20 protein-coding genes and 1 tRNA gene are annotated in these 22,865 nt (G+C 45.8%); 5 read left to right on the top strand and 16 right to left on the bottom strand.

The window, feature by feature from the left end:
- Window positions 1–30: 30 nt before the first annotated feature.
- Window positions 31–657 carry an NAAT family transporter gene (locus GXP22_09100; GenBank protein NOX09622.1) on the top strand — a complete coding sequence of 209 codons (627 nt, stop codon included), beginning with the start codon at window positions 31–33 and terminating at the stop codon, window positions 655–657.
- 144 nt (window positions 658–801) lie between these two features.
- Here the strand turns inward: GXP22_09100 and GXP22_09095 are convergent.
- The 3 genes from GXP22_09095 to GXP22_09085 all read right to left on the bottom strand — a co-directional run bounded on the left by GXP22_09095 (window position 802) and on the right by GXP22_09085 (window position 2,788).
- Window positions 802–877, bottom strand: a tRNA-Asn gene (locus tag GXP22_09095).
- A gap of 123 nt (window positions 878–1,000) precedes the next feature.
- Entirely contained in the window at window positions 1,001–1,546 is a 546-nt protein-coding gene (locus tag GXP22_09090; GenBank protein ID NOX09621.1) for a prepilin-type N-terminal cleavage/methylation domain-containing protein, read from the bottom strand.
- A 42-nt stretch (window positions 1,547–1,588) separates the two neighbouring features.
- A complete protein-coding gene (locus GXP22_09085) occupies window positions 1,589–2,788 on the bottom strand; it encodes a pyridoxal phosphate-dependent aminotransferase (protein ID NOX09620.1) in 1,200 nt (399 codons plus the stop codon).
- A gap of 102 nt (window positions 2,789–2,890) precedes the next feature.
- Here GXP22_09085 and uvrB point away from each other — a divergent pair, with 102 nt between their 5' ends.
- Entirely contained in the window at window positions 2,891–4,897 is a 2,007-nt protein-coding gene (uvrB, locus tag GXP22_09080) for an excinuclease ABC subunit UvrB (protein ID NOX09619.1), read from the top strand.
- Here the strand turns inward: uvrB and GXP22_09075 are convergent.
- The 5 genes from GXP22_09075 to GXP22_09055 form a co-directional block, all read right to left on the bottom strand.
- Window positions 4,892–6,988 carry an EAL domain-containing protein gene (locus GXP22_09075; GenBank protein NOX09618.1) on the bottom strand — a complete coding sequence of 699 codons (2,097 nt, stop codon included), beginning with the start codon at window positions 6,986–6,988 and terminating at the stop codon, window positions 4,892–4,894. The genes uvrB and GXP22_09075 overlap by 6 nt on opposite strands.
- A 9-nt stretch (window positions 6,989–6,997) precedes the next feature.
- Window positions 6,998–7,522 carry a transcriptional regulator gene (locus GXP22_09070; GenBank protein ID NOX09617.1) on the bottom strand — a complete coding sequence of 175 codons (525 nt, stop codon included), beginning with the start codon at window positions 7,520–7,522 and terminating at the stop codon, window positions 6,998–7,000.
- The gene (locus GXP22_09065) at window positions 7,519–7,830 is read right to left on the bottom strand and encodes a PilZ domain-containing protein (GenBank protein ID NOX09616.1); all 312 of its coding nucleotides are present in this window, start codon (window positions 7,828–7,830) and stop codon (window positions 7,519–7,521) included. The genes GXP22_09070 and GXP22_09065 overlap by 4 nt, the downstream gene beginning before the upstream one ends.
- Window positions 7,831–8,038: 208 nt before the next feature.
- Window positions 8,039–8,944: an ornithine carbamoyltransferase gene (gene argF / locus GXP22_09060; protein NOX09615.1), complete on the bottom strand. Its 906-nt coding sequence runs from the start codon at window positions 8,942–8,944 to the stop codon at window positions 8,039–8,041.
- A 28-nt stretch (window positions 8,945–8,972) separates the two neighbouring features.
- Window positions 8,973–10,151, bottom strand: coding sequence for an aspartate aminotransferase family protein (locus GXP22_09055; protein NOX09614.1), 1,179 nt, complete (start codon window positions 10,149–10,151; stop codon window positions 8,973–8,975).
- Between the two features lie 143 nt (window positions 10,152–10,294).
- On the opposite strand from GXP22_09055, the gene GXP22_09050 reads away from it, so the two are divergent.
- Both GXP22_09050 and GXP22_09045 read left to right on the top strand, forming a co-directional pair.
- Entirely contained in the window at window positions 10,295–10,813 is a 519-nt protein-coding gene (locus GXP22_09050; GenBank protein ID NOX09613.1) for a hypothetical protein, read from the top strand.
- Window positions 10,814–11,470: a hypothetical protein gene (locus GXP22_09045; GenBank protein ID NOX09612.1), complete on the top strand. Its 657-nt coding sequence runs from the start codon at window positions 10,814–10,816 to the stop codon at window positions 11,468–11,470. It begins immediately after the preceding gene.
- A gap of 43 nt (window positions 11,471–11,513) precedes the next feature.
- Here GXP22_09045 and ccoS read toward each other — a convergent pair whose 3' ends face one another.
- From ccoS to ccoN, 8 genes are all read right to left on the bottom strand, one after another.
- A complete protein-coding gene (gene ccoS, locus GXP22_09040; GenBank protein ID NOX09611.1) occupies window positions 11,514–11,717 on the bottom strand; it encodes a cbb3-type cytochrome oxidase assembly protein CcoS in 204 nt (67 codons plus the stop codon).
- 2 nt (window positions 11,718–11,719) lie between these two features.
- Window positions 11,720–14,236 carry a heavy metal translocating P-type ATPase gene (locus tag GXP22_09035; GenBank protein ID NOX09610.1) on the bottom strand — a complete coding sequence of 839 codons (2,517 nt, stop codon included), beginning with the start codon at window positions 14,234–14,236 and terminating at the stop codon, window positions 11,720–11,722.
- Between the two features lie 4 nt (window positions 14,237–14,240).
- A complete protein-coding gene (locus GXP22_09030) occupies window positions 14,241–14,762 on the bottom strand; it encodes a FixH family protein (protein ID NOX09609.1) in 522 nt (173 codons plus the stop codon).
- 16 nt (window positions 14,763–14,778) lie between these two features.
- A complete protein-coding gene (gene ccoG / locus GXP22_09025; GenBank protein ID NOX09608.1) occupies window positions 14,779–16,197 on the bottom strand; it encodes a cytochrome c oxidase accessory protein CcoG in 1,419 nt (472 codons plus the stop codon).
- A gap of 146 nt (window positions 16,198–16,343) precedes the next feature.
- Entirely contained in the window at window positions 16,344–17,186 is an 843-nt protein-coding gene (locus GXP22_09020; GenBank protein NOX09607.1) for a c-type cytochrome, read from the bottom strand.
- Entirely contained in the window at window positions 17,183–17,389 is a 207-nt protein-coding gene (locus GXP22_09015) for a cbb3-type cytochrome c oxidase subunit 3 (GenBank protein NOX09606.1), read from the bottom strand. Before GXP22_09015 ends, GXP22_09020 begins: the two co-directional genes overlap by 4 nt.
- Window positions 17,382–18,095: a cytochrome-c oxidase, cbb3-type subunit II gene (gene ccoO / locus GXP22_09010; protein ID NOX09605.1), complete on the bottom strand. Its 714-nt coding sequence runs from the start codon at window positions 18,093–18,095 to the stop codon at window positions 17,382–17,384. The genes GXP22_09015 and ccoO overlap by 8 nt, the downstream gene beginning before the upstream one ends.
- A gap of 15 nt (window positions 18,096–18,110) precedes the next feature.
- Window positions 18,111–19,583, bottom strand: coding sequence for a cytochrome-c oxidase, cbb3-type subunit I (gene ccoN, locus GXP22_09005; GenBank protein ID NOX09604.1), 1,473 nt, complete (start codon window positions 19,581–19,583; stop codon window positions 18,111–18,113).
- A 263-nt stretch (window positions 19,584–19,846) separates the two neighbouring features.
- On the opposite strand from ccoN, the gene GXP22_09000 reads away from it, so the two are divergent.
- The gene (locus GXP22_09000; GenBank protein ID NOX09603.1) at window positions 19,847–22,807 is read left to right on the top strand and encodes an EAL domain-containing protein; all 2,961 of its coding nucleotides are present in this window, start codon (window positions 19,847–19,849) and stop codon (window positions 22,805–22,807) included.
- The last annotated feature ends 58 nt before the right edge of the window (window positions 22,808–22,865 follow it).

Genomic DNA, 22,865 nt, shown 5'->3' with positions numbered 1-22,865 from the left:
ATGGGATAGAATAATGAAAGTGAGGGCAAGATGAACCCATTATTAGGGCATGTTATATCGGTTTTTATGGCCTTTTTTGCAATTATGAATCCAATTGCAAACACAACGGTCTTCCTTGGATTGGTGGGTGACAGAAATAAAAGCGAGCAGCGAAAAATTGCAATAAAGGCTCTAATTATAACTTTCGTGGTTATTTTACTATTTGCAGTTTTAGGGAAGTTGATTTTTCATCTGTTTGGAATAACCCTTCCCGCACTACGAATCGCTGGAGGTGTCCTGGTGTTTCTTATCGGATACCATATGCTTAAGGGTACAAACTCAAAGTTACATACGGTTGAAGATGGATCTGATGCCAATATAGCGGTCTCGCCTTTGGCCGTTCCTTTGCTTGCGGGGCCGGGAACGATAGCAACGGCTATGAATTATTCGGCGACTGGAGGGTGGATGGAAGTTGTCGTTACAATTTTTTCATTTGCGGTGTTATGTGTTATCACCTTTTTTTGTTTTATATTTAGCTCGAAAATACTCTCTGCAGTAGGTGAGAGTGGGCTTGGAATAATTACTCGCTTAATGGGGCTTATTTTAACGGTAATAGGAGTGCAAATGCTTGTGGATGGTTTAAATGCCGCTATTATACTTTCTCCAACTGCAAGCTAATAAAAGTATCCAATGGGTAAATGCCAAGATGTTACCTGCTGAATCATCCTGACACTTTAATTTATAAGCCTATACTCAAAGTGGCAATTCTAACAGTGGTACCATTAGAAAAGGCCTAGCGAAATGCTAAGCCTTTGTTTTGTATGGCTCCCTGACGTGGACTCGAACCACGGACCCAATGATTAACAGTCATTTGCTCTACCAACTGAGCTATCAGGGAATTGCGCTCTTGCGAGGTCGAGATAATACTGGATTATGGCGTTATCGGCAATAGATTTAGGTGGTAAATTGATGACTAAATCATAATTTTTTAAAATTAATCCTTATCTGTACCTCAGTTTCATCAGGGACATCCAATCTTTGCCCCATTACAGCGTTTATCGGTGATACGTGCGCGGCCGCTATTAGACAGGCAGATCACGCGTGGTTCAGTTTGTAATGAACGATCACAAAAGGTAAAGGAGCTGTTGGCACCATAGCTCATGCCTGAGGGGCGAAAGCGTATGCGTTTTCGGCCGCTACTGGAACGCATGAAGATGTTTTCGGGCAGGGCGTTATCGGTATGTAATATATCTTCATCGGTCTCGCGTATTCGATTGTAGTTGAGGTCATGGAACACAATCCAGCCGTTGCTCCAGTCACTGGTATTGTTGCAATATTGTTGATCCCGGCTAGGGCAGAGGATGACATAGGATGCCAGTCGTATCGCGCTACTCCGGGCGTATTGCAGGCTGCTATGAAAGTCTGCAACGCTGGTACGCATACGGGTGTTATGTAGAATTTGAGTGTAGCTACTAGCGCCCCAACCAGTGAGGATAGCAAGGATGATAATGGTGATTAATAGCTCAATCAGGCTGACAGCCCGTTGATGGTGTTGATGATGTGGCATATTGACTCCTCCCTGAGTCTTTGTGTGTTCCCTGAATACTATTTATCTCGATCGCTGTTCGATAAAGCGATTAATTCGTTGTAAGGCATCCTGTAGAGCCTCTAATGAGGTGGCAAAGGACAGACGCATGTGCCCATTACTGCCAAATGCTGATCCCGGCACCAGTGCGACACCGACATCATTGAGTATGGCCTCAGCCAGATCGACGTCATTGCTGATGCCATCGAGTTGTTCAATTAATGGATTCATATCCGGGAAGGCATAAAAGGTGCCATCACTGGGTAGGCAATGAACGCCTTCCATCTTGTTTAATGCCTTGAGGACATAATCATGACGTTGCTTAAAGGCCTTGCACATTACCTGGACACAGGATTGATCGCCTTCGAGTGCTGCCTGAGCGGCAACCTGTGAGATTGAGGCTGGATTGGAAGTGCTTTGTGACTGTACCTTTTTCATTGCCTGAATAAGCGTGGCAGGGCCGCCTGCGTAGCCAATACGCCAGCCGGTCATGGCATAGACCTTGGAGACACCATTCATGACGATGGTGCGGTCATACAGGTCGGGGCAGGCATTCAGTATGTTACTAAAGGGTTCATCCTTCCACCAGATATGTTCATACATGTCATCGCTGGCAATCAGCACTTTGGGGTAACGGCGTAGTACCTCGCCCAGGGCTTCAAGCTCACTCCGGCGATAGGCAACACCGCTGGGATTAGATGGACTGTTGATGACAAACAGGCGAGTCTGGTCGGTAATCGAGGCCTCAAGTTGTTGTGGGCTGATCTTGAAGTCTTGCTCGATTCCAGCGAGTAGAATAACGGCCTCACCATCGGCAAGACGCACCATATCAGGATAGGATACCCAGTAGGGTGCGGGGATGATGACTTCATCGCCGGGGTTTAACAGGGCCTGTACCAGGTTATAAAAGCTTTGTTTACCACCACAGGAGACCAGAATCTGTTGCGGGGTGTATTGAAGGCCATTATCCTGGCTGAATTTGGTTATAATGGCCTGCTTGAGTGAGGCGGTTCCATCCACTGCGGTATATTTGGTGAAGCCATCATTGATAGCCTGTATTGCTGCTGCCTTGATATGGTCAGGGGTATCAAAATCGGGTTCTCCAGCACCAAGACCAATAACATCTTGTCCAGCAGCGCGTAATTCAGCAGCGCGTGCTGTAATAGCCAGGGTAGGGGAGGGTTTGATGCGTTGTACACGTCCGGATAAGGGTAGGTTTTTCAAGTAATATGCCCTGTTTTTGAGAATCGGTTTTATTGCAATCAATAATACTTGAATTTTATTGATTGCAGAATCATTTTTTATAATTAATTACAGTGTTTATAAATGAGCAAGTTATTTCAAATTGATACATCAATGACACCGGCAGGTGATCAGCCTGTTGCAATTAAAGGTTTGATTGAGGGCCTGGAAGCGGGTTTGGCGCATCAGACCTTATTGGGCGTGACCGGATCAGGCAAGACCTTTTCGATTGCGCATGTGATTAACCATGTGCAACGTCCGACCCTGGTGCTGGCACCAAACAAGACCCTGGCAGCACAGCTCTATGGTGAGATGAAGTCCTTTTTTCCACATAATGCAGTGGAATATTTTGTTTCTTATTATGACTATTATCAGCCTGAGGCCTATGTCCCTTCCTCGGATACCTATATTGAGAAAGATGCTTCGATTAATGAACATATTGAACAGATGCGATTATCGGCAACCAAGTCCCTGCTGGAACGTAAGGATGCAATCATTGTTGCTACGGTCTCGGCTATCTATGGTCTGGGTGACCCCCGCTCCTATCTGAGTATGGTGTTGCACCTGGTTCAGGGCGAGCAGGTGGATCAACGCAAGATTCTGCGGCGCCTGGCGGAGCTACAATACACCCGTAATGATACTGATTTGCAACGTGGCACCTATCGGGTACGCGGTGAAATCCTGGATATCTTTCCAGCTGACTCTGAAAATGAGGCGCTACGGGTTGAGCTATTTGATGACGAAATTGAAGGCCTATCCTGGTTTGATCCCTTGACCGGTGAGGTCTTGCGCCGCATCCCTCGCATCACAATCTATCCCAAGAGCCACTATGTCACCCCCAGAGAGAAGGTGTTAAAGGCGGTTGATTATATCCGTGATGAGCTCAAGGAGCGACTACAACAACTGCGTGATATGGATAAGCTGGTGGAGGCTCAACGCCTGGAACAGCGTACCTTGTTTGATATGGAAATGATGCTGGAGCTAGGCTATTGTAATGGCATTGAGAATTACTCCCGTTACCTGTCTGGTCGTGCGGCAGGGGAGGCCCCCCCGACCTTGTTTGATTATCTGCCGGAGAATGCTCTGTTGGTGATTGATGAGTCACATGTCACCGTGCCGCAACTTGGGGGTATGTATAAGGGAGATTATTCGCGTAAGATGAATTTGGTCGAATACGGTTTTCGTCTGCCTTCGGCATTAGATAATCGTCCCATGCGCTTTGATGAATTTACCCGTCTGGCACCTCAGTGCATTTATGTCTCTGCCACTCCGGGGCGCTATGAGCATGAACATTCCGGGCGGGTGGTGGAGCAGGTTGTTAGGCCAACGGGTCTGATTGATCCCGCCATTGAGGTGCGTCCTGCTGATAGCCAGGTCGATGACGTGATGTCAGAGATTCATAGCCGGGTTGCTGATAATGAACGTGTTCTGATTACCACCCTGACCAAACGCATGTCTGAGGATCTTACCGATTATCTGAGTGAGCATGGTATTCGTGTGCGTTATCTTCATTCTGATATTGATACTGTTGAGCGAGTAGAGATTATCCGTGATCTACGTCTGGGTAAGTTTGATGTGTTGGTTGGGATTAACCTGCTCAGAGAAGGCTTGGATATGCCCGAGGTATCACTGGTGGCAATCTTTGATGCCGATAAGGAAGGCTTCCTGCGTTCGGATCGTTCTCTGATACAAACCATTGGCAGGGCAGCACGTAATCTGCATGGCAAGGCCATTCTTTATGGTAACAAGATTACAGGGTCAATGCGCAGGGCGATGGATGAGACCGATCGCCGCCGTGTCAAACAGACGGCGCATAATAAAAAGCACGGGATTACACCACAGACCATTAATAAATCGATTGATGATATGTTACAGGTTGTTGGTGGTGGCTCAAGGCAGAGTGCTAAACAGTTTGCCAGGATTGCTGAAGAACAGATTGAATATGCGCGGATGTCACCGCAACAGATTCAACAGAAGATCAAGATGCTGGAGAAGCAGATGCATGATCATGCCAGTAATCTGGCATTTGAAGATGCCGCCCGCTTACGGGATCAGATTCATCATATTCGTGAACTGGAATTGACCTTATAGTGGTTCGGGCATGCCGATAAAATAACCCTGCACCATATCGATGCCGATTGATTCCAGAGCATCCAGTATGTCCTGGTTTTCGACAAACTCGGCAATGGTTGTTTTGTTCAGGGAATGTGCAATATGGTTAATGGAACGCACCATCGCCAGATCCACTGGGTCGTTAGCGATATCACGGACAAAGGTGCCATCAATCTTGATGATGTCCACTGGCAGATGTTTCAGGTAATTAAAGGAACTAAAACCGGTGCCAAAATCATCGAGGGCAAAACGAATACCTAGTTTTCGGAGTTCTTTGATAAATAGACTGGCCTTATCAAGGTGTGTCACAGCCGCTGTCTCGGTTATCTCTATAATCAGGCGTTGTGCTGCAGAGGGGTTTTTCTCGGCAAAGGACTTGATGATCTTCAGAATTGTATTGTCACCAATAGACCCGCCAGAAAGGTTGACGGTAAGATGATCAATAGGGTTCTCTTTAGATTGATCTGTTAGTCGCTCTATGGCTTGTGTAATGACCCAGGTGTCAACCTGTGTCATGAGTCCATAACGTTCGGCAACCGGGATGAAGTTACCGGGTGTTGTTATTGTTTTATCTTTTTGTTGCAGTCGTAGCAAAGTTTCATGCATTACGATCGTGCTATCACCTAGATGCCTGATGGGTTGGAAATAGAGGATAAAACGATTCTCTTCCAGGGCTGCCTTGATTTCATTGACAACCGTTATTTCTCCCAGAGTAGAAACCTTGCTCTCATCCTCCTTACTATAGATGTGGTTACAATTACGACCTTTTTGTTTGGCAACGTAGCAGGCAATATCACATTGTCTAAGTGCTTCGGCGGGTGTTCTTATGTTCTGGTCAATAATAATACAGCCAATACTGCAGGTAACCTCATATTTGTTACCATGCCATTGAAATTTAAAGCCTTTTAATGCATGGCAATAGGATTCGGCAATCTCCTGTAACTGATTGGCCTTGATGTCATCAAGGATGACACCAAATTCATCGCCGCCCAGGCGTGCCAGGATGTCGCCCTGGCGGGTTCGTTCGTTGAAACGTCGAGCCATTTCTATTAGTAATTCATCTCCAGCGGCATGACCTGCGGTATCATTTATTATTTTGAACTGATCGAGATCAATATAGAGTAATGCTGCGCTATGCTTGCCACGCGATGCACTATTAACGGTTTGTTTTAGTTGCTGCTCAAACACGTAACGGTTTTTCAGACCAGTCAGGGAATCATGTTGAACCAGGTATTCCATTTGTCTTTTTGCCAGACGATCCCCGGTCACATCCCTGAAGACAAGGACAATACCCATTATGTTTTTATAACGATCGCGTATCGGGGCGGCTGAATCCTCAATGACATATTCATCGCCATTACGCGATATAAGAGCGGTATGATTAGCCAGACCAACAATACGACCTTCGGTTAGGCAATGTCTTACCGGGTGCAGTGCGGGTTGACGGGTAACTTCATTGATAATGTTGAATACGGTCTCAATCGTTTGACCTGCCGCTGTGTCATTTTTCCATCCGGTTAATTGTTCCGCAATGGGGTTGAGATATTCGACATTACCTTGGGCATCTGTGGTGATGACAGCATCGCCAATAGAATGTAAAGTTACTATGGCCTTTTCACGTTCCTGTTCAAGGATTTTTCGGTTTTGTTCCAGCTTGCGCAGGATATTTTTGTGACGATTAATCTCAGAAGTAAGATCAATAAACTGACGTGTGATGGAATAACCAATAATGCAACGCAACACCAACCATGCCTTTTCTTCCGGGCTGGCAGGTTTTAATAAAAACCCCTGGCACTGAATGTTTGATTGCTTTTCAGATGCGATATGTTTCCATTTCAGGGATATAGGGATGGGTGCCCGGCTGCGGCTACAGAGACGTATGCAGTCTTGCAGACCGGTTGCTGAGTTATTGAGAAGATCAATAAGGGGCCTATTCTTTAACTGCTCAGGTGAGGCCTCTATAAATCGAGAAGCTTTGCGATTGGCTGCCAGGATGGTCCCTGATATATCAAAAAGGATTAGTGCCTCGGGCAGTGTATCTGTGAGTTGTAGGAAGTCTTCTATATTCATTAAGCCGTGTTAGCCCTTGTAATACTCACGACCATCGGCCTCTTCTGCAGCATTGCTGTCCTCTTTATAAATAGTTACTCTGCATTCAGGTGCACCCTGGGAAATGGTGGCATTCAGGCATACCTTGGCATAGCCCAGATTTTCTGCGGTAATGGTGCCGAAGACATTAGAAGTCATCATACACAGAGATGGGCGGCCTAGTATTTTTTCACCAAAGGGACAACGATGATTGCCTAAAACAATTTTCTCTTCATCTTCTTTAATCAGGTAAAACTCACCCTCAATACGACTCTTCAGGTCAATGAGTATCGCTGCAATCTGATCAGGGGGAAGTAATTCTGTATCAAGTGCCTTGCGATATTCTGTATTTATCCAGTCACCAATACGTTGCCCAACAATACTAATGAAGCCAGAGGCCTCATCAAGACCAATCACTTCTTCCAGGGTTCCTGAAAGTTCACGTAATAGATTGCGAAGAAAGAGATCGCGTTCAATGGGGAGGGTAAGTTCTGCTGTTTTCTGCTGTTTGTTCATGGTCTGACGAGTTGTTGCATGGCATGGATATCAGTATGACACATATGTTTTAGCATCAAGCCTATACCATGAATACCATTATGGACGACATGTGCGCGCACTCGATGGTGGCTCTCATTTTTACCTGGCATGGTAAAACTGACCTCAAGATCAGTATCTTTGGCGAAGCAGGATTGGTCAGGTTGAATCAGCATACCTTCCAGGCTAGCGTTAATTAGTCTGCCACGAACAGAATGGGTTTGTGTTGAATGAAGCGTGACATCCATCCCAACATTTTTACGTATACTCCAACGATGATCTCTGGACATTATTAACTCCGCCCCCCCATATTTGCCAGAATGAATGTTTTTAATCGTTCCATGATTGGTTTGTTTTTTTGTTCTTTTGAATATATAACGCATTGATGTTTAATGCAAACATCAATTATCCAGAATCATTTTGGTTGAGGGTAATATGCTTAGGGAATCTTTGCTTAAGACGTTCTGTATCTTATTGAATATAATTGTTTTTATTTCATTATGAGCAAAGCAAAAATTCCAGCAAGGCCTTTTGTGCATGGATGCGGTTTTCTGCCTCATCCCAGACCACGCTCTGTTGTCCATCAATGACGGATGCTGAGACCTCTTCACCTCGATGAGCTGGCAGGCAATGCATAAACAGGGCATTATCAGCAGCAACAGACATCAATTTGTCATTGACCATAAAATCAGCAAAGGCGCGTCCACGAATTTTTTGTTCTTCTTCCTGTCCCATACTCGCCCACACGTCAGTCACGACAAGGTCAGCACCTATCGTTGCCTCAAGGGGCGTGTTGGTAATGGATACCCGCTCACCTGCCGCCGCCACGATATTGTGATCCGGTTGATAGCCATCAGGGCAGGCAATATTTAGTTTAAAGTCAAACTGGCGGGCGGCATTAATATAGGAATGACACATATTGTTGCCGTCACCAATCCAACTTACTGTTCGACCCTGGATAGAACCTCGATGTTCAACATAGGTTTGCATATCGGCGAGGAGCTGGCAGGGGTGATATAGATCCGTCAGTGCATTGATGACCGGGACACTGGAGTATTCAGCAAAGCGTTCAATCTTGTCATGTTCAAAGGTTCGAATCATGATGATATCGCTTAACCGTGATAGCACCCTGGAACTGTCTTCAATGGGTTCACCACGACCGAGTTGGGTGTCCCTGGGTGACAGGAATATGGCATGACCACCGAGTTGAGTCATACCCGCCTCAAATGAGACCCGAGTGCGGGTCGATGATTTTTCAAAAATCATCGCCAGAGTTTTTCCGGCAAAAGGCGTGTGACTCTTTCCTTCTTTCAGCCAGGCCTTTAATTCAATGGCGCGTTGAATCAGTGCGTTTAGCTCGGTGCTGGATAGATCCAGTAATGTTAGAAAATGACGTGCGGACATAATGACTGTGAGACAACAATACTATTGTCTACGACTCCTCAAGAAAAGACCTTACCAGGTCATTTATGATGTTAATAATATCCTCTGCCTGCTCATCGTTCAGGATGAAGGGTGGCAGCAGTCGAATAACGTTTTCTGTGGTTACGTTGATTAATAGGCCTAGCTTCAGTGCATGAGAGACGAGTTCGGTGCAGGGCCGATCCAGTTCTATTGCCAGCATAAGCCCTTGTCCACGTATCGATATTACGGCATCCATGGTGCCGATTTTTTGTTGCAGACCCTGTAATAATATGTCGTTCAATTGGCTGATGCGTGGTAACAGTTTATCCTGTTCAATGGTGTTAATAACAGCAAGAGCAGTATTGCAGACCAGGGGATTGCCACCAAAGGTCGAACCATGATGTCCTGGTTGAAACAGGTCAGCAGCCGGGCCGCTGGCAAGACAGGCGCCAATAGGTACGCCGTTACCCAGACCTTTTGCCAGAGTGACAACATCGGGTAACAGATCCTGTTGTTGGAAGGCAAACCAGTTGCCGGTTCTACCCATGCCGGTCTGTACTTCATCCAGCATGAATAACCAGTTATTCTGCTTGCATAACTGACCTATCTCCGTGAGATAATCGGCATCAGGAATTTGTATGCCGCCTTCGCCCTGTATCGGCTCCACCAGGATGGCACTAATATCATTGTGTTCTTCGGCAACGGTTTTTATTGCCTCCAGGTCATTATAAGGCACCCGTATAAAGCCTTGTACCAGTGGTTCAAACCCAGCTTGCACCTTTCTGTTGCCGGTGGCGGTTAATGTCGCCATGGTGCGGCCATGAAAACTGCCTTCGGTGACAATGATTCTTGGTTCTGAGATGTCCTTTTGATGACCGTGCAGACGCGCCAGTTTGATCGCAGCCTCATTGGCCTCGGCTCCGGAGTTACAGAAAAATGTGCGCGACATGCCTGATATGAGAGCCAGTTTCTCAGCAAGTTGTTGTTGTTTATTGATGTTATATATATTGGAGGTGTGGATAAGCTGACCTGCCTGTTCACAGATAGCTTGAGTGATGGCTGGATGAGCGTGACCCAGACCTGTTACCCCGATGCCACAGAGGGCATCCAGATAGCGTTCACCGGATTGATCCCAGAGCCATGCCCCTTCACCTCGTGCAAAAGATATATCTAGAGGCCGGTAATTGGACATTAAAAAATTATCCATAACGTGTCTTATTTTCTTTAAATTACTGCTAAAAACAAAAAGCAGCCCTGAAGAGAGCCGCTCACAAGGAGGAAATATAACATTAAATGATGAAAAAGTACAAATCCAGGTATTTTTTGTCTGTGTTATAATTTCGCATCATTATGCATTATATCATCCCTGAATCCGAGTCCAGACAGGCACGTTTGCCGCATGAGCTTTTCCTGATTAATCTTGTAACCAATCATATCCTGTTATTTGTCGGACTATTGGGTATGTTCAAGGGCTATCCGCTGTTGGCGCTGGTCACTCCGGCGATCTCTTTTCTGGTATTAGGTTATCTTTTGTTTCGGGCAAAAAAAGAAAGGCAGAATCCATCCTGGTTTGTTATGTGTCATTGGCAATTATGTGCCCGGCGTAGTCGTTTTTTTGTGGGCATGATACTGGCTGTATTACTGGTAGTGATATTGTTAGTTTTATCGGCGGGTGGTGATATAGCCTTGTTGCGGCCGGGACATTATGCCATTGGCGGTATTGCTTTTTTGCCTGGAATGTTTTCGATTCTAGTGCTGATTGTGATGGAGTCTGATGGTATGCATCAGGCTAAAACGGGACGATTACCCGTTAGCTTGCTGGCGATTTATCCCGAACCGAAATCAATAAAAAAACAGGAGTCATTTTAAATGAATCAACGCTGGATTCTTCCTGGTGTCATTTTGGGTTCTTTGCTGATTCTAGTGTTGGCATTATCAATGCCGAGGCGAGAACATAATGTTCGGGAAAATCTGCCATGGCAGATAGAACTTACCAGCAATGGTTTGACCCGGGTCTTTGGTCTGGTTATTGGCGAGTCCAGTTTACGGCAGTTTGAAAATCAATTTAAGGAGCCTGCCGCGATCACCATGTTTGTTACCGAGACGGGTGATAGGGTCGTCGAGGCCTATTTTGATAGGGTTTTGTTATCGGAAATCAGGGCTAAAGTGATTGTCGTTATTGATGTTAATAATGCTGAACTGGATGCGATCTATGCGCGCGGGGAACGTATCGCAAAAGGAGAGGGTGGGGAGCGAAAGGTTACGCTGAGCAGTGCTGATATTGAATGGATTTATCGTCAACCTGTTGCCTCAGTGACCTACCTCCCAGGTGCTGGTCTGAATGCTGATTTATTGCTACAACGTTTTGGTGAACCCGCAAGCCGGGTAGTTGAGGAAAAGGCGCAGGCAACGCACTGGCTCTATCCTAAGAAGGGGCTGGATATTCTGTTATCGGACAATGGTAAAGTGGTACTGCAGTACCTCCCACCCAAGGATTTTGCACGGGTTAGTGAACCATTAAAGTAGTGGGCTGCAAGGGGACAGACTTCAAGTCTGTCCCCGTTACCCTCTAGTCATGATCATCGGCGTCGGGCCAGGAGCGAGTTTCTTTTTTATTGTTGAGTGGCTGTGGGTCATCATCGTCCATCAGAATACGATGACCATCGCCTTCCAGATCATCGTATTGCCCGCGTTTTACCGACCAGATCAGAAGTCCGACTAAAATCAGCCCGATCAGGATCATGACGGGGATTAATGTATAAATGACATCCATTTTTATTTGACCTTTTTAAATACAGTGCGAATCCTGGCGGCATTGGCAATCACCAGTAGTGAGCTAATGGGCATACTGATGGCTGCGATCAGGGGTGTGATGAACCCTGCCATCGCCAAGGGAACCATAATAATATTATAGATGATGGATATGCCAATGTTTTGATGGATGGTTTTTATGGTGCGACGTGATAGTCTTGCGGCGAGGTGTATCTTTTCAAGTTCATCATTGATAAGTACAATATCGGCATTTTCTATGGATACATCCGTCCCCGAACCAATGGCGATTCCGACATCAGCCTGCATCAATGCGGGGGCATCATTAATGCCATCACCAACCATTGCTACACTGCCATCCTGTTGCTGCAAGGTTTGTATGATCCGGTACTTGTCTTCGGGTAAAACCTCGGCAATAACGGTTATATTCCCTATTTCGCTGGCGATTGCCTCGGCAACCCTTTGTTTGTCACCCGTTAACATAGTGGTTTTAATGTTGGCTTGATGGAGCGAAGCAATCAGGGCGGGGGCATCCTCTCTTAATTGATCGGCAATACCTAACACGGCTATGTGTTGTTTATTAATGGCGATATGTACCGGTGATATGGCATTGCCTTCCCATTTTTCAGCATGGGCTAAAAGCTCATTATCAAGGCTGACCCCTTGTCGTTGTAGCCACAGGCTATGACCGATAGAGACCACGATGGAACCGGGGGCTGCATTGGGGACTGACCTTAGGTCTGTCCCCATCCCCAATTCAGAGTAAAGCTGTGCTTGTATCCCTGAACCGGGTGTATTAGTGATATCGTCGACCTTGATATTAAGGTACGGGATACCTTCATCATTAGCAGCGGCTACAATCGCTTTGGCTATGGGATGTTCAGAGTGACGTTCAACAGCTGCGATTTGACTTAATAGTCGTCGACGATCATGGTTTTTCACCAGTTGTATTTTAGTGACTTTCATTCGGCCTTGCGTCAGAGTGCCTGTCTTGTCAAAGACAAAATGCTGGATATTGGACAGGGTTTCAAGTACGGCACCGGTCTTGATGAGGATGCCATGTTGTGCACCTTGACCGGAGGCAACGGCAATGGACATTGGTGTCGCCAGACCAAAGGCGCAGGGGCAGGTGATAATTAATACGGCAGTAGCCGTCATTAACGCCTGTTCCATGCCCTGTGAGAACCAGAAGGTAAAGCTCAGGGCAGCAAGGCTCAAGGTGATAGCAACAAACCAGGGGACGATACGATCAGCCATGCACTGTATCGGTGCCTTAGATGCCTGTGCCTCTTCCACCAGATGTATGATGCGTCCCAGTGCCGTGTTTTTCAGAGTGGCAGTGACTTGTATAAACAGGGGGTTGTGTATATTGACAGTGCCGGCAGATACTGTGTCACCTTGTATACGGGTAACCGGATTGGATTCTCCATTTAACATTGACTCATCAATACGACTGCTTCCTTTGATAATAATGCCATCCGCCGGGATCTTGTAACCGGGCTTAACTAAGATAGTATCCTCAATTTCAAGTCGTCTGACAGGGATGATGTGTTCTTCATTGTTTTCAATGCGAGTGGCTATGCGAGGTTGCAGATCCATTAGGCGTTGAGTGGCAGAGACCGCCTGTCGTTTTGAGATGGCTTCCAGATAACGCCCGATCAGAATCACAAAGATAAAATTGACTACGGTGTCAAAATAGACATCGCCCTGGATTGATCCTGAAAAGGTGATATAGCTGGAATAAGCCCAGGTTGTTGTTGCACCAATCGCAATGGGCAGATCCATCGTCAGGTGGAGTTGTTGCAGACCACGCCAGGCGGCCTTTAAAAAGGGCCAGCCGGAATAGAGCAGGGTGGGTGTGGCCAAGCTAAAACCTATCCAGTGAAACATCTCACGGAATTCTCCTCGATCAGCTCCGGAATAGAGTGCAATAGATATCCACAGCAGATTCATCATGGTGAATCCAGCGAATGCCATGCGAAATAATAAGCTGCGATTTTGTTTTTTTATGGCGTGATCGGCGATCTCGGGATCAAAGGGGATGGCACTATAACCAATTTCTCCCAGCTGTTGTATTACACTGGAAAGCTGAATGCTCTGGTTATCCCACTCAAGGTGTAGCCTTTTCCCCGAGAGATTAACTGCTGCCCTGATGATTCCGGGTGTGGATTGCAGGCTACGTTCTATCAACCATACACAGGCAGCACAGTGTATCCCTTCAACCAGTAAATGAATGGAACGGATGTCACCCTGATCCTGATCGGAATGATGATAGGCGTATTCCTCTTGCACCTCATCCAGGTCAAAGACTTCGAGATCCTGTGGCAGGTTGGGTGGAGGCGCTAATAATAGCCCATCCGGGGTGCGTTGATAAAACCCTTGCAATCCTGCTGCATAGATGGTCTCACAGACCGATTGGCATCCAATACAACAGAATGCACGACGATGATTATCAATGTCTGCGTGGATGGATGATTCAGCCGGGACGGGAAGCCCGCAATGATAGCAAGGCTGGTTGGACATGGCGCTAACCGGTTACATGGATGCGATGTTGTATATCCAGACTATCTTCGTTTGCACGTACCGTTGCCTTGATATCCCACACTCCTTTAAGCGGGAATTTTACTGTGACAACAAAACGTCCGCTACTGATATTTATCATCTCGTGGCTAAAGTCTGCTTGTGCATCAGAGGGACGATAAGCGGATAAAACAACATTATGTGCATCTAGTGGGTGACCTTCTTTATCCAGAATATTCACATGGATAGTGGTGGCACGATCCATGATGAGTTGTGCAGGATATTTAATATCAATATCCCATGCCAGACGTTTTTTATTGGCCATGCGGGTACGTATGGTCTTTTCGTAATCTTGACCTTTTTCGTAATAGTCTTTTTCAACCAGCCCTGGGTTGGTCATAAAAGCGGTAATAATAAAAGCGGCGTTAACGATAAGTACCAGTAATAAAATACCCAGCCAGCCAATGACCCAGGGATTGCGCAAGGCCTGTTTGCTGGATTGTGAGAAAAAAGGTTCTGAATTAGACATAATAATACCTTACTGGCTATGGGCTAAAGAACATGCTGTCATAGCTTGCGCTATGTTCTTTGTTGTCACGGTCTGTAACCACGATGTTGACCGTTTGACGATGCTTTATCAAATTATTTTTAGCGACCTTGATAAAGAGGGTATGACTGGTTAATCTCCCCGGTTTGGCTGAGAATATCTTTTCATTGCCGTGAATTTTCATACCATCGATACCACTTGCCTGCACCTCAATATACATTCTTTTTTCAGTTTTGTTGAGGATTTTCAATTCATATCTGTTTTGTATCTCACCACTACTCAGGGTGACGAATAGGGGTTGTCTCTCGTGAATAACCCGTAATTCCAGTGAGCCCAGGTGCGTTAGTCCATAGATTATACCCGCCAGAGCGATTGACATAATCAGGGCATAAATGATGGGGCGTGGACGTTTGTATAGTGGCCTCAACTCCTGTCCTTCCAGCTCATCCAGTGACATGTAACGAATGAGTCCGCGGGGTTTATCTATTTTGTCCATAACCAGATTACAGGCATCAATGCATAGGCCGCAGGTGATACAACCTTCTTGTTGTCCATCACGAATATCAATCCCTGTTGGACAAACGGCGAGACATTGATTGCAACTGACACAATCGCCCTGGTCATTATTTGAAGAACCTTTTTTAAGATGTCCCCTGGGTTCGCCTCGATGGAAATCGTAGGTGGGAAGAATGGTGCTGGTATCCAGCATAACACCCTGAATTCGTGCATAGGGACATAACCATAGGCAGACCTGCTCACGCATAAATCCAGCAAACAGATAGGTGAAAATAGCAAAGGTGGCAACTGCCGTCCACGCAATCGGTGTCGCCTTGAGGGTTAGAAATTGAATCCAGATATCAAAGGCATCTCCAAACCATAATGTGAAAGTAATACCATTGAGCATTCCCATCAGGATCCAGATACTATGTTTCAGTGCCTTGATGTGTAGCTTGCGTTGTAGAAAAGGTTTCTTCTCCAGTTTACGGCGTTGCCCCGGATTACCTTCCAATTTCTCTTCAATCCAGGTGAACATGTCGGTCCAGACGGTTTGGAAACAGAAATAGCCGCAGAATACACGTCCTGCTACTGAGGTGACGACGGCGAGTAAGATCGCAAGGAATAATAAAACCAGAGATAACATCCATACATCCTGGGGCAGAATGGTGATGTCAAAGAAATGAAATTGGCGATTAGGAATATCAAAGGTGATAGCCTGCCGTCCATTCCAGCGCAGGTAAGGTCCAAAGAAGAAGATGACCCATGTCATAATGCCGACATGTTTCAGGTTGCGAAAGATTCCCGGGACGCGTTTGGCATGAATCGTCTCATCACCCGTATTGACATGCCAGTGGATAGATTCTTCGTATAGCTTATCAATGCTTTCTTGATCTTGCTGGTTTTTTTTGGCAGTTGCCATTAATATTCCTTGCCTCGACCAGAAGGCAATATTATATATTAGTAAGTGCTAATAGACAAGAATGGGGCCGAAGCCCCGATCTTGTTTTACGATGTTGATGAACAGCTACCGGGTTACGTTATGCTAACCCGGCTTACACCGAGTGCTTATTGACCACCACCGAGCTTGTGGACGTATACTGCTAGTTTCTTGATATCATTTTCGTCCAGCTTACTACCAAATACGGGCATCTCTGCATTACGTGTCTTGGGGTCGCTGGTATCGTTGATACCGTGTTTAATGGTGTATTTGATGCTGGCAAGCTGATCCTTTGCTGCAAAACGCCAGATACCATCGGTCAGATTAGCAGAACCCATGGCGTGCATACCCTTGGCATCCATTCCATGACAGGCGAAACAGGCCTTTTCTGTAAACAGGGATGTTGATGTTGGGTTACCACTGTAAATGGCAGTGGCCAGCTCATCAATTTCTGTTTCAGACAAGGTGCTAGCCTGTGCGGTCATGAAGCCCTTACGACCATAGCTGATGGTTTGTACTATATTTTCGATGGTGCCACCGTATAGCCAGTCATCATCGGCCAGTATTGGATAGTCGATGTTACCTGAACCACCGGCACCATGACAGGCAGAGCAATTATCGCCGAATAGTACCTTGGCAGCAGAAACTGAGTAGTTGGATAGTTCCTCATCGGCAAGAATGGCAGCCGCTGACATATTGGGTAGCTTATCCTCATATTTGGCGCGTATTTTTTTAAGATCCTTCATGTCTTCTCGATATTCACCGATGGATGTCCAGCCGGTCATACCCTTGTAATGAGTCGTCAGCATCGGCCAGGAAGGGTATACCAAGGTGTAGACAATCACCAGGATCCAGCTCAGATGGAAGCCGATGCGCCACCAGGTAGGAGGCTCATTTAATAGTTCGCGTAAATTGTCATCCCAGACATGCCCGGAATTTTTCTCATTAGGGAACGGATTCTTTTCACTCATTTTTCTTCTCCATTACGGAAATCATCTTCTTCGAATGGTATGTAGCGTTGTGCTTCCAGTCTGTCACGGTTTTTGGGGTGGAAGGTATAAACGTATGCCCAAATCATCATGATGAAGACAACAACAGTCATCGTCACGCCAATCCAGTCATTGACTGTCATGGAGGCCCAGTCGGTGTGTAAGTAGTCTTTTAAATCAGTCACGATAGTTAATCTTCTCATCAAATTTAACCATAGTACCGAGTACTTGCAGGTAGGCGATTATCGCCTCCAGTTCTGTCTTGCCTCGGACCTCGGCAGCACCTGCCTTGATGTCGGCCTTGGTATAAGGGACACCCACGATGCGCATGCCTTTCATATTGGCTGTAGCACTGTCAGGATCAACCTTGTTCTTTGCCAACCAGGGATAGTTCGGCATCACAGACTCAGGCACCATTGAGCGAGGAGCGGTCATGTGCTGGCGATGCCATTCATCGGAATACTTGCCACCCACACGAGCCAGATCAGGCCCGGTACGCTTTGATCCCCACTGGAACGGGTGGTCATACATAGACTCTGATGCGAGTGAATAATGACCGTAACGTTCATTCTCATCACGGAATGGACGAATCATCTGGGAATGACAAAGGTAGCAACCCTCCCGGATATAGATCTCACGACCGGAGAGCTCCAGTGCCGTATAAGGTCTAACGCCGTCGCCTGCCTGCCAGTCGGACAGTGGTTGCCCCGCCTGTCTGTCCCACATGATCTCGGGATACTTGTTATGTTCCATCGTATCCTTTAGATAGAACAAAGGGACGATCTCAACCAGTCCACCGACTGAGAGCAAAACCGCCAGCATAATGAACATAATAAAGACATTACGTTCAATCTTGTCCTGAAATTTTGTTGAATGATATTTATCAGACATTGATTTAACTCCTCATTAAGCCTGGGCCGTTGCTGTTGCCGCGTTGATGCGTGGCTGAGCAGATGCCTGACGAATGGTCATAATGGTGTTGTATAACATGACCGCACCACCGAGCCAGTAAATAGCTCCACCTGCTGCACGCATGGCGTAGTAGGGATGCATCGCTGCTACCGATTCAGCAAAGGTATAGGTGAGCGTTCCAAACTCGGTGTAATCACGCCACATCAGACCCTGCATAATACCGGATACCCACATAGCTGTGATGTAGACAACGGTACCAATGGTCGCGAGCCAAAAGTGTAGATTAACCAGGCTCTTGCTATACATCTCGGTATCCCATAGCTTCATTATCATGTGATATAAGGCACCGGCGGCAACCATAGCCACCCAACCGAGGGCACCAGAATGTACATGGCCAATGGTCCAGTCAGTGTAATGAGACAAGGCATTGACGGTCTTGGCAGCCATTACCGGTCCTTCAAAGGTGGACATGGCGTAGAAGGCCAGCGACATAATCAAAAAGCGTAATACATAGTCGGTACGTAGCTTGTCCCAGGCACCTGACAAGGTCATCATGCCGTTGATGGCGCCACCCCAGGATGGAATAATCATCGCCAGTGATACGGCCGCACCAATCGATCCCGTCCAGTCAGGCAATGCGGTATATTGCAGGTGATGTGCACCCAGCCATACATAACCAAAAGACAGAGCCCAGAAATGGATGACGGACAGACGGTAAGAGAAAATTGGACGGTTGGCCTGTTTGGGCACGAAGTAATACATAATACCCAGGAAACCAGCCGTCAGGTAGAAACCTACCGCATTATGTCCCCACCACCACTGTATCATGGCATCCTGCACACCAGAAAAGATGGAATAGGACTTGAACATAGAGACCGGGATGGCGAGACTGTTGATGACATGCAGATAGGTAATCATCACCATCATACTGAGGAAAAACCAGTTGGAAACGTAGATGTGAGAGGTTGTCCTTTTAGCAATGGTCATTGCAAAGTTGAGCGAGAATGTTAGCCAGACAACAGCGATCAGAATATCAATTGGCCATTCCAGCTCGGCATATTCCTTGCCTGAAGTTAGACCCAGTGGCAGGGTTATAACCGCAGAGACAATAACCAGATTCCAGCCCCAGAAGGTGAACCAGGCCATCTTGTTACTCCAAAGATTGGTACCGCAGGTACGTTGTACGGTATAGAAGGCGGTTGCCATCAAGGTACAACCACCAAAGGCAAAGATGACGGCATTGGTATGCAGTGGACGCAGGCGACCAAAGCTTAACTCGGCAATATCAAAGTTGAGCACTGGCCAGGCGAGTTGGGAAGCAATTAGCAAGCCAATAAGGGTGCCAACCACGAGATATATGACTGCTGCTACGCTGAACCAGCGTACGACATCAAAATCATATCTAGTTTCTACCTGTGCTGTTGCCACTAGTAGTCTCCTTAAGTTTGTTGTGGGAATTGTCGACATCAATGTATGCAGAAATAGCGTACAATTTAGTCAAATATTCCTTTATAGTTACAAATAGTGAGCTTTGGTTATGGTGTGTCGGTCGATTTGAACGATGTCATCGACCCACAGAAGGATATATTCTATCAGAAATTATTGTTATAAAATGTCTTTTAATTAAAAAATTGACCTATGTCACTTTTGCCCGTCTACAGGTTCACTACTTGCCTGATGATGCGTGAATAAATGGATTTTACACAGGGAGTTTTCTGAACTTAAATGCTATGAATATTACCAATCAACTATCGATTAGAACTCGAACCTATCTATTGGCATCTTTGGGTGTTGTTGCCTCATTGATATTGTCTTTCGTATCCAATGATGGCTTGAATATGATTCGTGCTGAACTGGATAGCATGATGGTGGCGACCAAGATTGAACGTTATACCAATAAACTAATATTGGAAGAACAAAACTATCGATTGAATGCCAATGGCTCTATCTATGACCTTGAAGTGGCTAATCAGTCTTACGAAAAGGCCTTGCAGTATATTGATGATATCTACCAGACCCTGGATGAGGTGAATGAGGGCGGTCTTCCGCCGAGTCATATACAACAGACGCGTCAATCAACGAATCAATACAAGGCACTCTATTTACGTGCTGTTTCATTATTAACAAATTTGAATACGCAGGCAAATACACTGGCAGCCGAGGGTGAATATATTACCTGGCAAATTCAACAATACGTGGAATCTAAACGAGTTGAGATTAAAAAAGACCTAACCCAGAAAACCATTGAGAAGATTAATAATGGTTCCAATATCTGGCAGTATACTTATGTCACTCGATTACATGAAAAAAAATACCTGCTAAGTCCTGATGAGATTATTCTTGATGACTTTATAAGGGATTATGCCTTTATGATGAGCGAATGGCTTCGTCTCAAGAAGATGTCTGATCAGTCATTTGAGCTTGATAAACTGAATATGTTCTACGTGTCTGCTGGTAAATATGAACAGGCTATGTTGTCATGGGTTGATATCAATCAGCAGTTGGTTGTCGAAGTCTTACCGCGGATGGAACGCCTGGGGAATGATGTGGTTGTTAGTGCGATTTATGCCGCTAGAACATCACTTGAGCACATGGCGAATAAACGTAACAGTATTGCGTTGATTGTGTCTTTAGTGAGCGTGGTGGCGATTTTGTTGGGTTTGTTCTTTGGTATCGGGATTGCCCGCTCAATATCCTCAGTGATTACCTCGTTTCAGGAAGGCTTGCTGGATTTCTTTCGTTATCTTAATCAGGAAAAAAAGATGGCGCGCCCCATTGTTGTGGAAGGGCGTGATGAAATAGCGGTTATGGCCAAGGTGGTTAATGAGAATATCCTCAATGTGCAACATGTATTAAATAGAAAAATTGATTATCAGCAGGCCTTGCTGGAATGGTCCAGGGTCAATTATCAGGATGATAGTCTGACCATTAAGAAGGCAACCGAGTTGTCAGCCAGGGCCTTGCATGTGGAGCGGGTCAGTGTCTGGTTGTTTAATGATGATCAAACAAAACTTTCTTGTGTGAACCTCTATTTAAGCCAGTTGCGTAAGCACGAGAGTGGTTTGGTCCTGAATAGAGATGATTGCCCGAAATATTTTCAGGCGATTCAGGATCGGGATATTCTGGTTATTGATAATGCCCGGGATGATGTGCGTAGTTGTGAGTTGAATGAAGGTCATTTTAAACCCTTTGATATCTATTCAATATTAACCTTGCCTATTGTTCATGATGGCCAGCCTTTGGGTATTATCTGTTATGAAAAAACCGGGGAGGTTAGACATTGGGAGTCTGATGAACAGGAGTTTGCTCGCTCCGTTGTTAATGCGATTTCACTCTCACTGGAGATTAAGAAACGACGTCTGGTACAGGAAGAATTAAGTGCGCAGAAGGATAAACTTCATTATTATGCACACTATGATGCGCTGACTCGCTTACCCAATCGGGTCTTATTTGATGATCGTCTTAATCAGGCGATTAAACAGGCGCAACGTCACAAGACTAAAGTGGCTGTTTTGTTTATTGATCTGGATCATTTCAAAGGGGTTAATGATTCAATGGGGCATAAGGCGGGGGATCAATTACTGGTAGAGGTCGCGCGGCGTTTACAAGGGAAGATTCGTCAAACGGATTCGATTGCTCGTCTTGGTGGTGATGAATTTACTATTATTCTGGATCAGATTTCTGATAATGATGTGGTGGTAGAAATTACGCAGACTTTATTGAAGGCGATGGAAGAGCCTATTGAACTATTTCATCAACCTTTTTATATTACTTTGAGTGTTGGTGTTGCGATTTACCCGGATGATGGTTACTCATCAGAGGTATTACTGAAGAATGCTGATGCGGCAATGTATCAAGCCAAGGATGATGGTCGAAATACCTACCAGTTTTATACCCGCTTGATGACCGAGAAAGCCTTTGAACGCATCGTGATGAATGCCAGTTTCCGTAATGCCTTGGAGAAAAAAGAATTTATTGTGCATTATCAACCGCAGGTGGATGTTCGAACAGGACACTTTATTGGTATGGAGGCGCTGGTTCGATGGATTCACCCGGATATGGGGCTGCTTTCACCTTCCAAATTTTTATCTTTTGCAGAAGATACGGGCCTGATCATTCCAATGGACCATTGGGTAATGACGACAGCAATGACGCAGTTCAGAATCTGGTATGAAGAGGGTTTGAACCCAGGGGTATTGGCACTTAATGTCTCGATGAAACAGCTACAGAAGGAATTTTTTGTTGAAGGTATACAGCAGTTATTAAATGATACGGGGTGTCAGCCACAATGGATTGAGTTGGAGGTTACCGAAGGTCAGGTGATGGAAAACTCTGATACGCTGATACAGCGGCTGGGAGAAATAAAGGAATTAGGTGTGGGTCTGGCGATTGATGATTTTGGTACCGGCTATTCATCCTTGTCCCAGCTCAAGCGTTTACCGATTGATAAGTTAAAGATTGATCAGCTGTTTATTCATGGTTTGCCCGATGATGATGACGATGTGGTGATCGTAAAAACAGTAATTTCCCTGGCACAGAATATGGGGTTGGCGGTTATTGCAGAGGGTGTGGAAACAGAGCAACAAAAAGAATTTTTATTGCAGCATGATTGCTATTGCATGCAGGGATATTTATATAGCTTGCCAGTACCGGCTGCTGATCTTGAAGCATTGTTAAGGGATCGTAGATAATAAAAAATAAAAAAAGGGGGCAGACCTTAGGTCTGCCCCCTTTTTTTGTCCCCGGTTA

The organism is Gammaproteobacteria bacterium (assembly GCA_013151035.1).
Classification (GTDB): Bacteria; Pseudomonadota; Gammaproteobacteria; order JAADJB01; family JAADJB01; genus JAADJB01.
This window is presented reverse-complemented; position numbering and strand designations above follow the sequence as displayed.

Bases quoted from the DNA above. Each gene is read 5' to 3' on its own strand.
- GXP22_09100 (NOX09622.1), top strand. From the start codon at position 31: ATGAACCCATTATTAGGGCATGTTATATCGGTTTTTATGGCCTTTTTT.
- GXP22_09090 (NOX09621.1), bottom strand. From the start codon at position 1,546: ATGCCACATCATCAACACCATCAACGGGCTGTCAGCCTGATTGAGCTA.
- uvrB (NOX09619.1), top strand. From the start codon at position 2,891: ATGAGCAAGTTATTTCAAATTGATACATCAATGACACCGGCAGGTGAT.
- GXP22_09075 (NOX09618.1), bottom strand. From the start codon at position 6,988: ATGAATATAGAAGACTTCCTACAACTCACAGATACACTGCCCGAGGCA.
- GXP22_09070 (NOX09617.1), bottom strand. From the start codon at position 7,522: ATGAACAAACAGCAGAAAACAGCAGAACTTACCCTCCCCATTGAACGC.
- GXP22_09065 (NOX09616.1), bottom strand. From the start codon at position 7,830: ATGTCCAGAGATCATCGTTGGAGTATACGTAAAAATGTTGGGATGGAT.
- argF (NOX09615.1), bottom strand. From the start codon at position 8,944: ATGTCCGCACGTCATTTTCTAACATTACTGGATCTATCCAGCACCGAG.
- GXP22_09055 (NOX09614.1), bottom strand. From the start codon at position 10,151: ATGGATAATTTTTTAATGTCCAATTACCGGCCTCTAGATATATCTTTT.
- GXP22_09050 (NOX09613.1), top strand. From the start codon at position 10,295: ATGCATTATATCATCCCTGAATCCGAGTCCAGACAGGCACGTTTGCCG.
- GXP22_09045 (NOX09612.1), top strand. From the start codon at position 10,814: ATGAATCAACGCTGGATTCTTCCTGGTGTCATTTTGGGTTCTTTGCTG.
- ccoS (NOX09611.1), bottom strand. From the start codon at position 11,717: ATGGATGTCATTTATACATTAATCCCCGTCATGATCCTGATCGGGCTG.
- GXP22_09035 (NOX09610.1), bottom strand. From the start codon at position 14,236: ATGTCCAACCAGCCTTGCTATCATTGCGGGCTTCCCGTCCCGGCTGAA.
- GXP22_09030 (NOX09609.1), bottom strand. From the start codon at position 14,762: ATGTCTAATTCAGAACCTTTTTTCTCACAATCCAGCAAACAGGCCTTG.
- ccoG (NOX09608.1), bottom strand. From the start codon at position 16,197: ATGGCAACTGCCAAAAAAAACCAGCAAGATCAAGAAAGCATTGATAAG.
- GXP22_09020 (NOX09607.1), bottom strand. From the start codon at position 17,186: ATGAGTGAAAAGAATCCGTTCCCTAATGAGAAAAATTCCGGGCATGTC.
- ccoO (NOX09605.1), bottom strand. From the start codon at position 18,095: ATGTCTGATAAATATCATTCAACAAAATTTCAGGACAAGATTGAACGT.
- ccoN (NOX09604.1), bottom strand. From the start codon at position 19,583: ATGTCGACAATTCCCACAACAAACTTAAGGAGACTACTAGTGGCAACA.
- GXP22_09000 (NOX09603.1), top strand. From the start codon at position 19,847: ATGAATATTACCAATCAACTATCGATTAGAACTCGAACCTATCTATTG.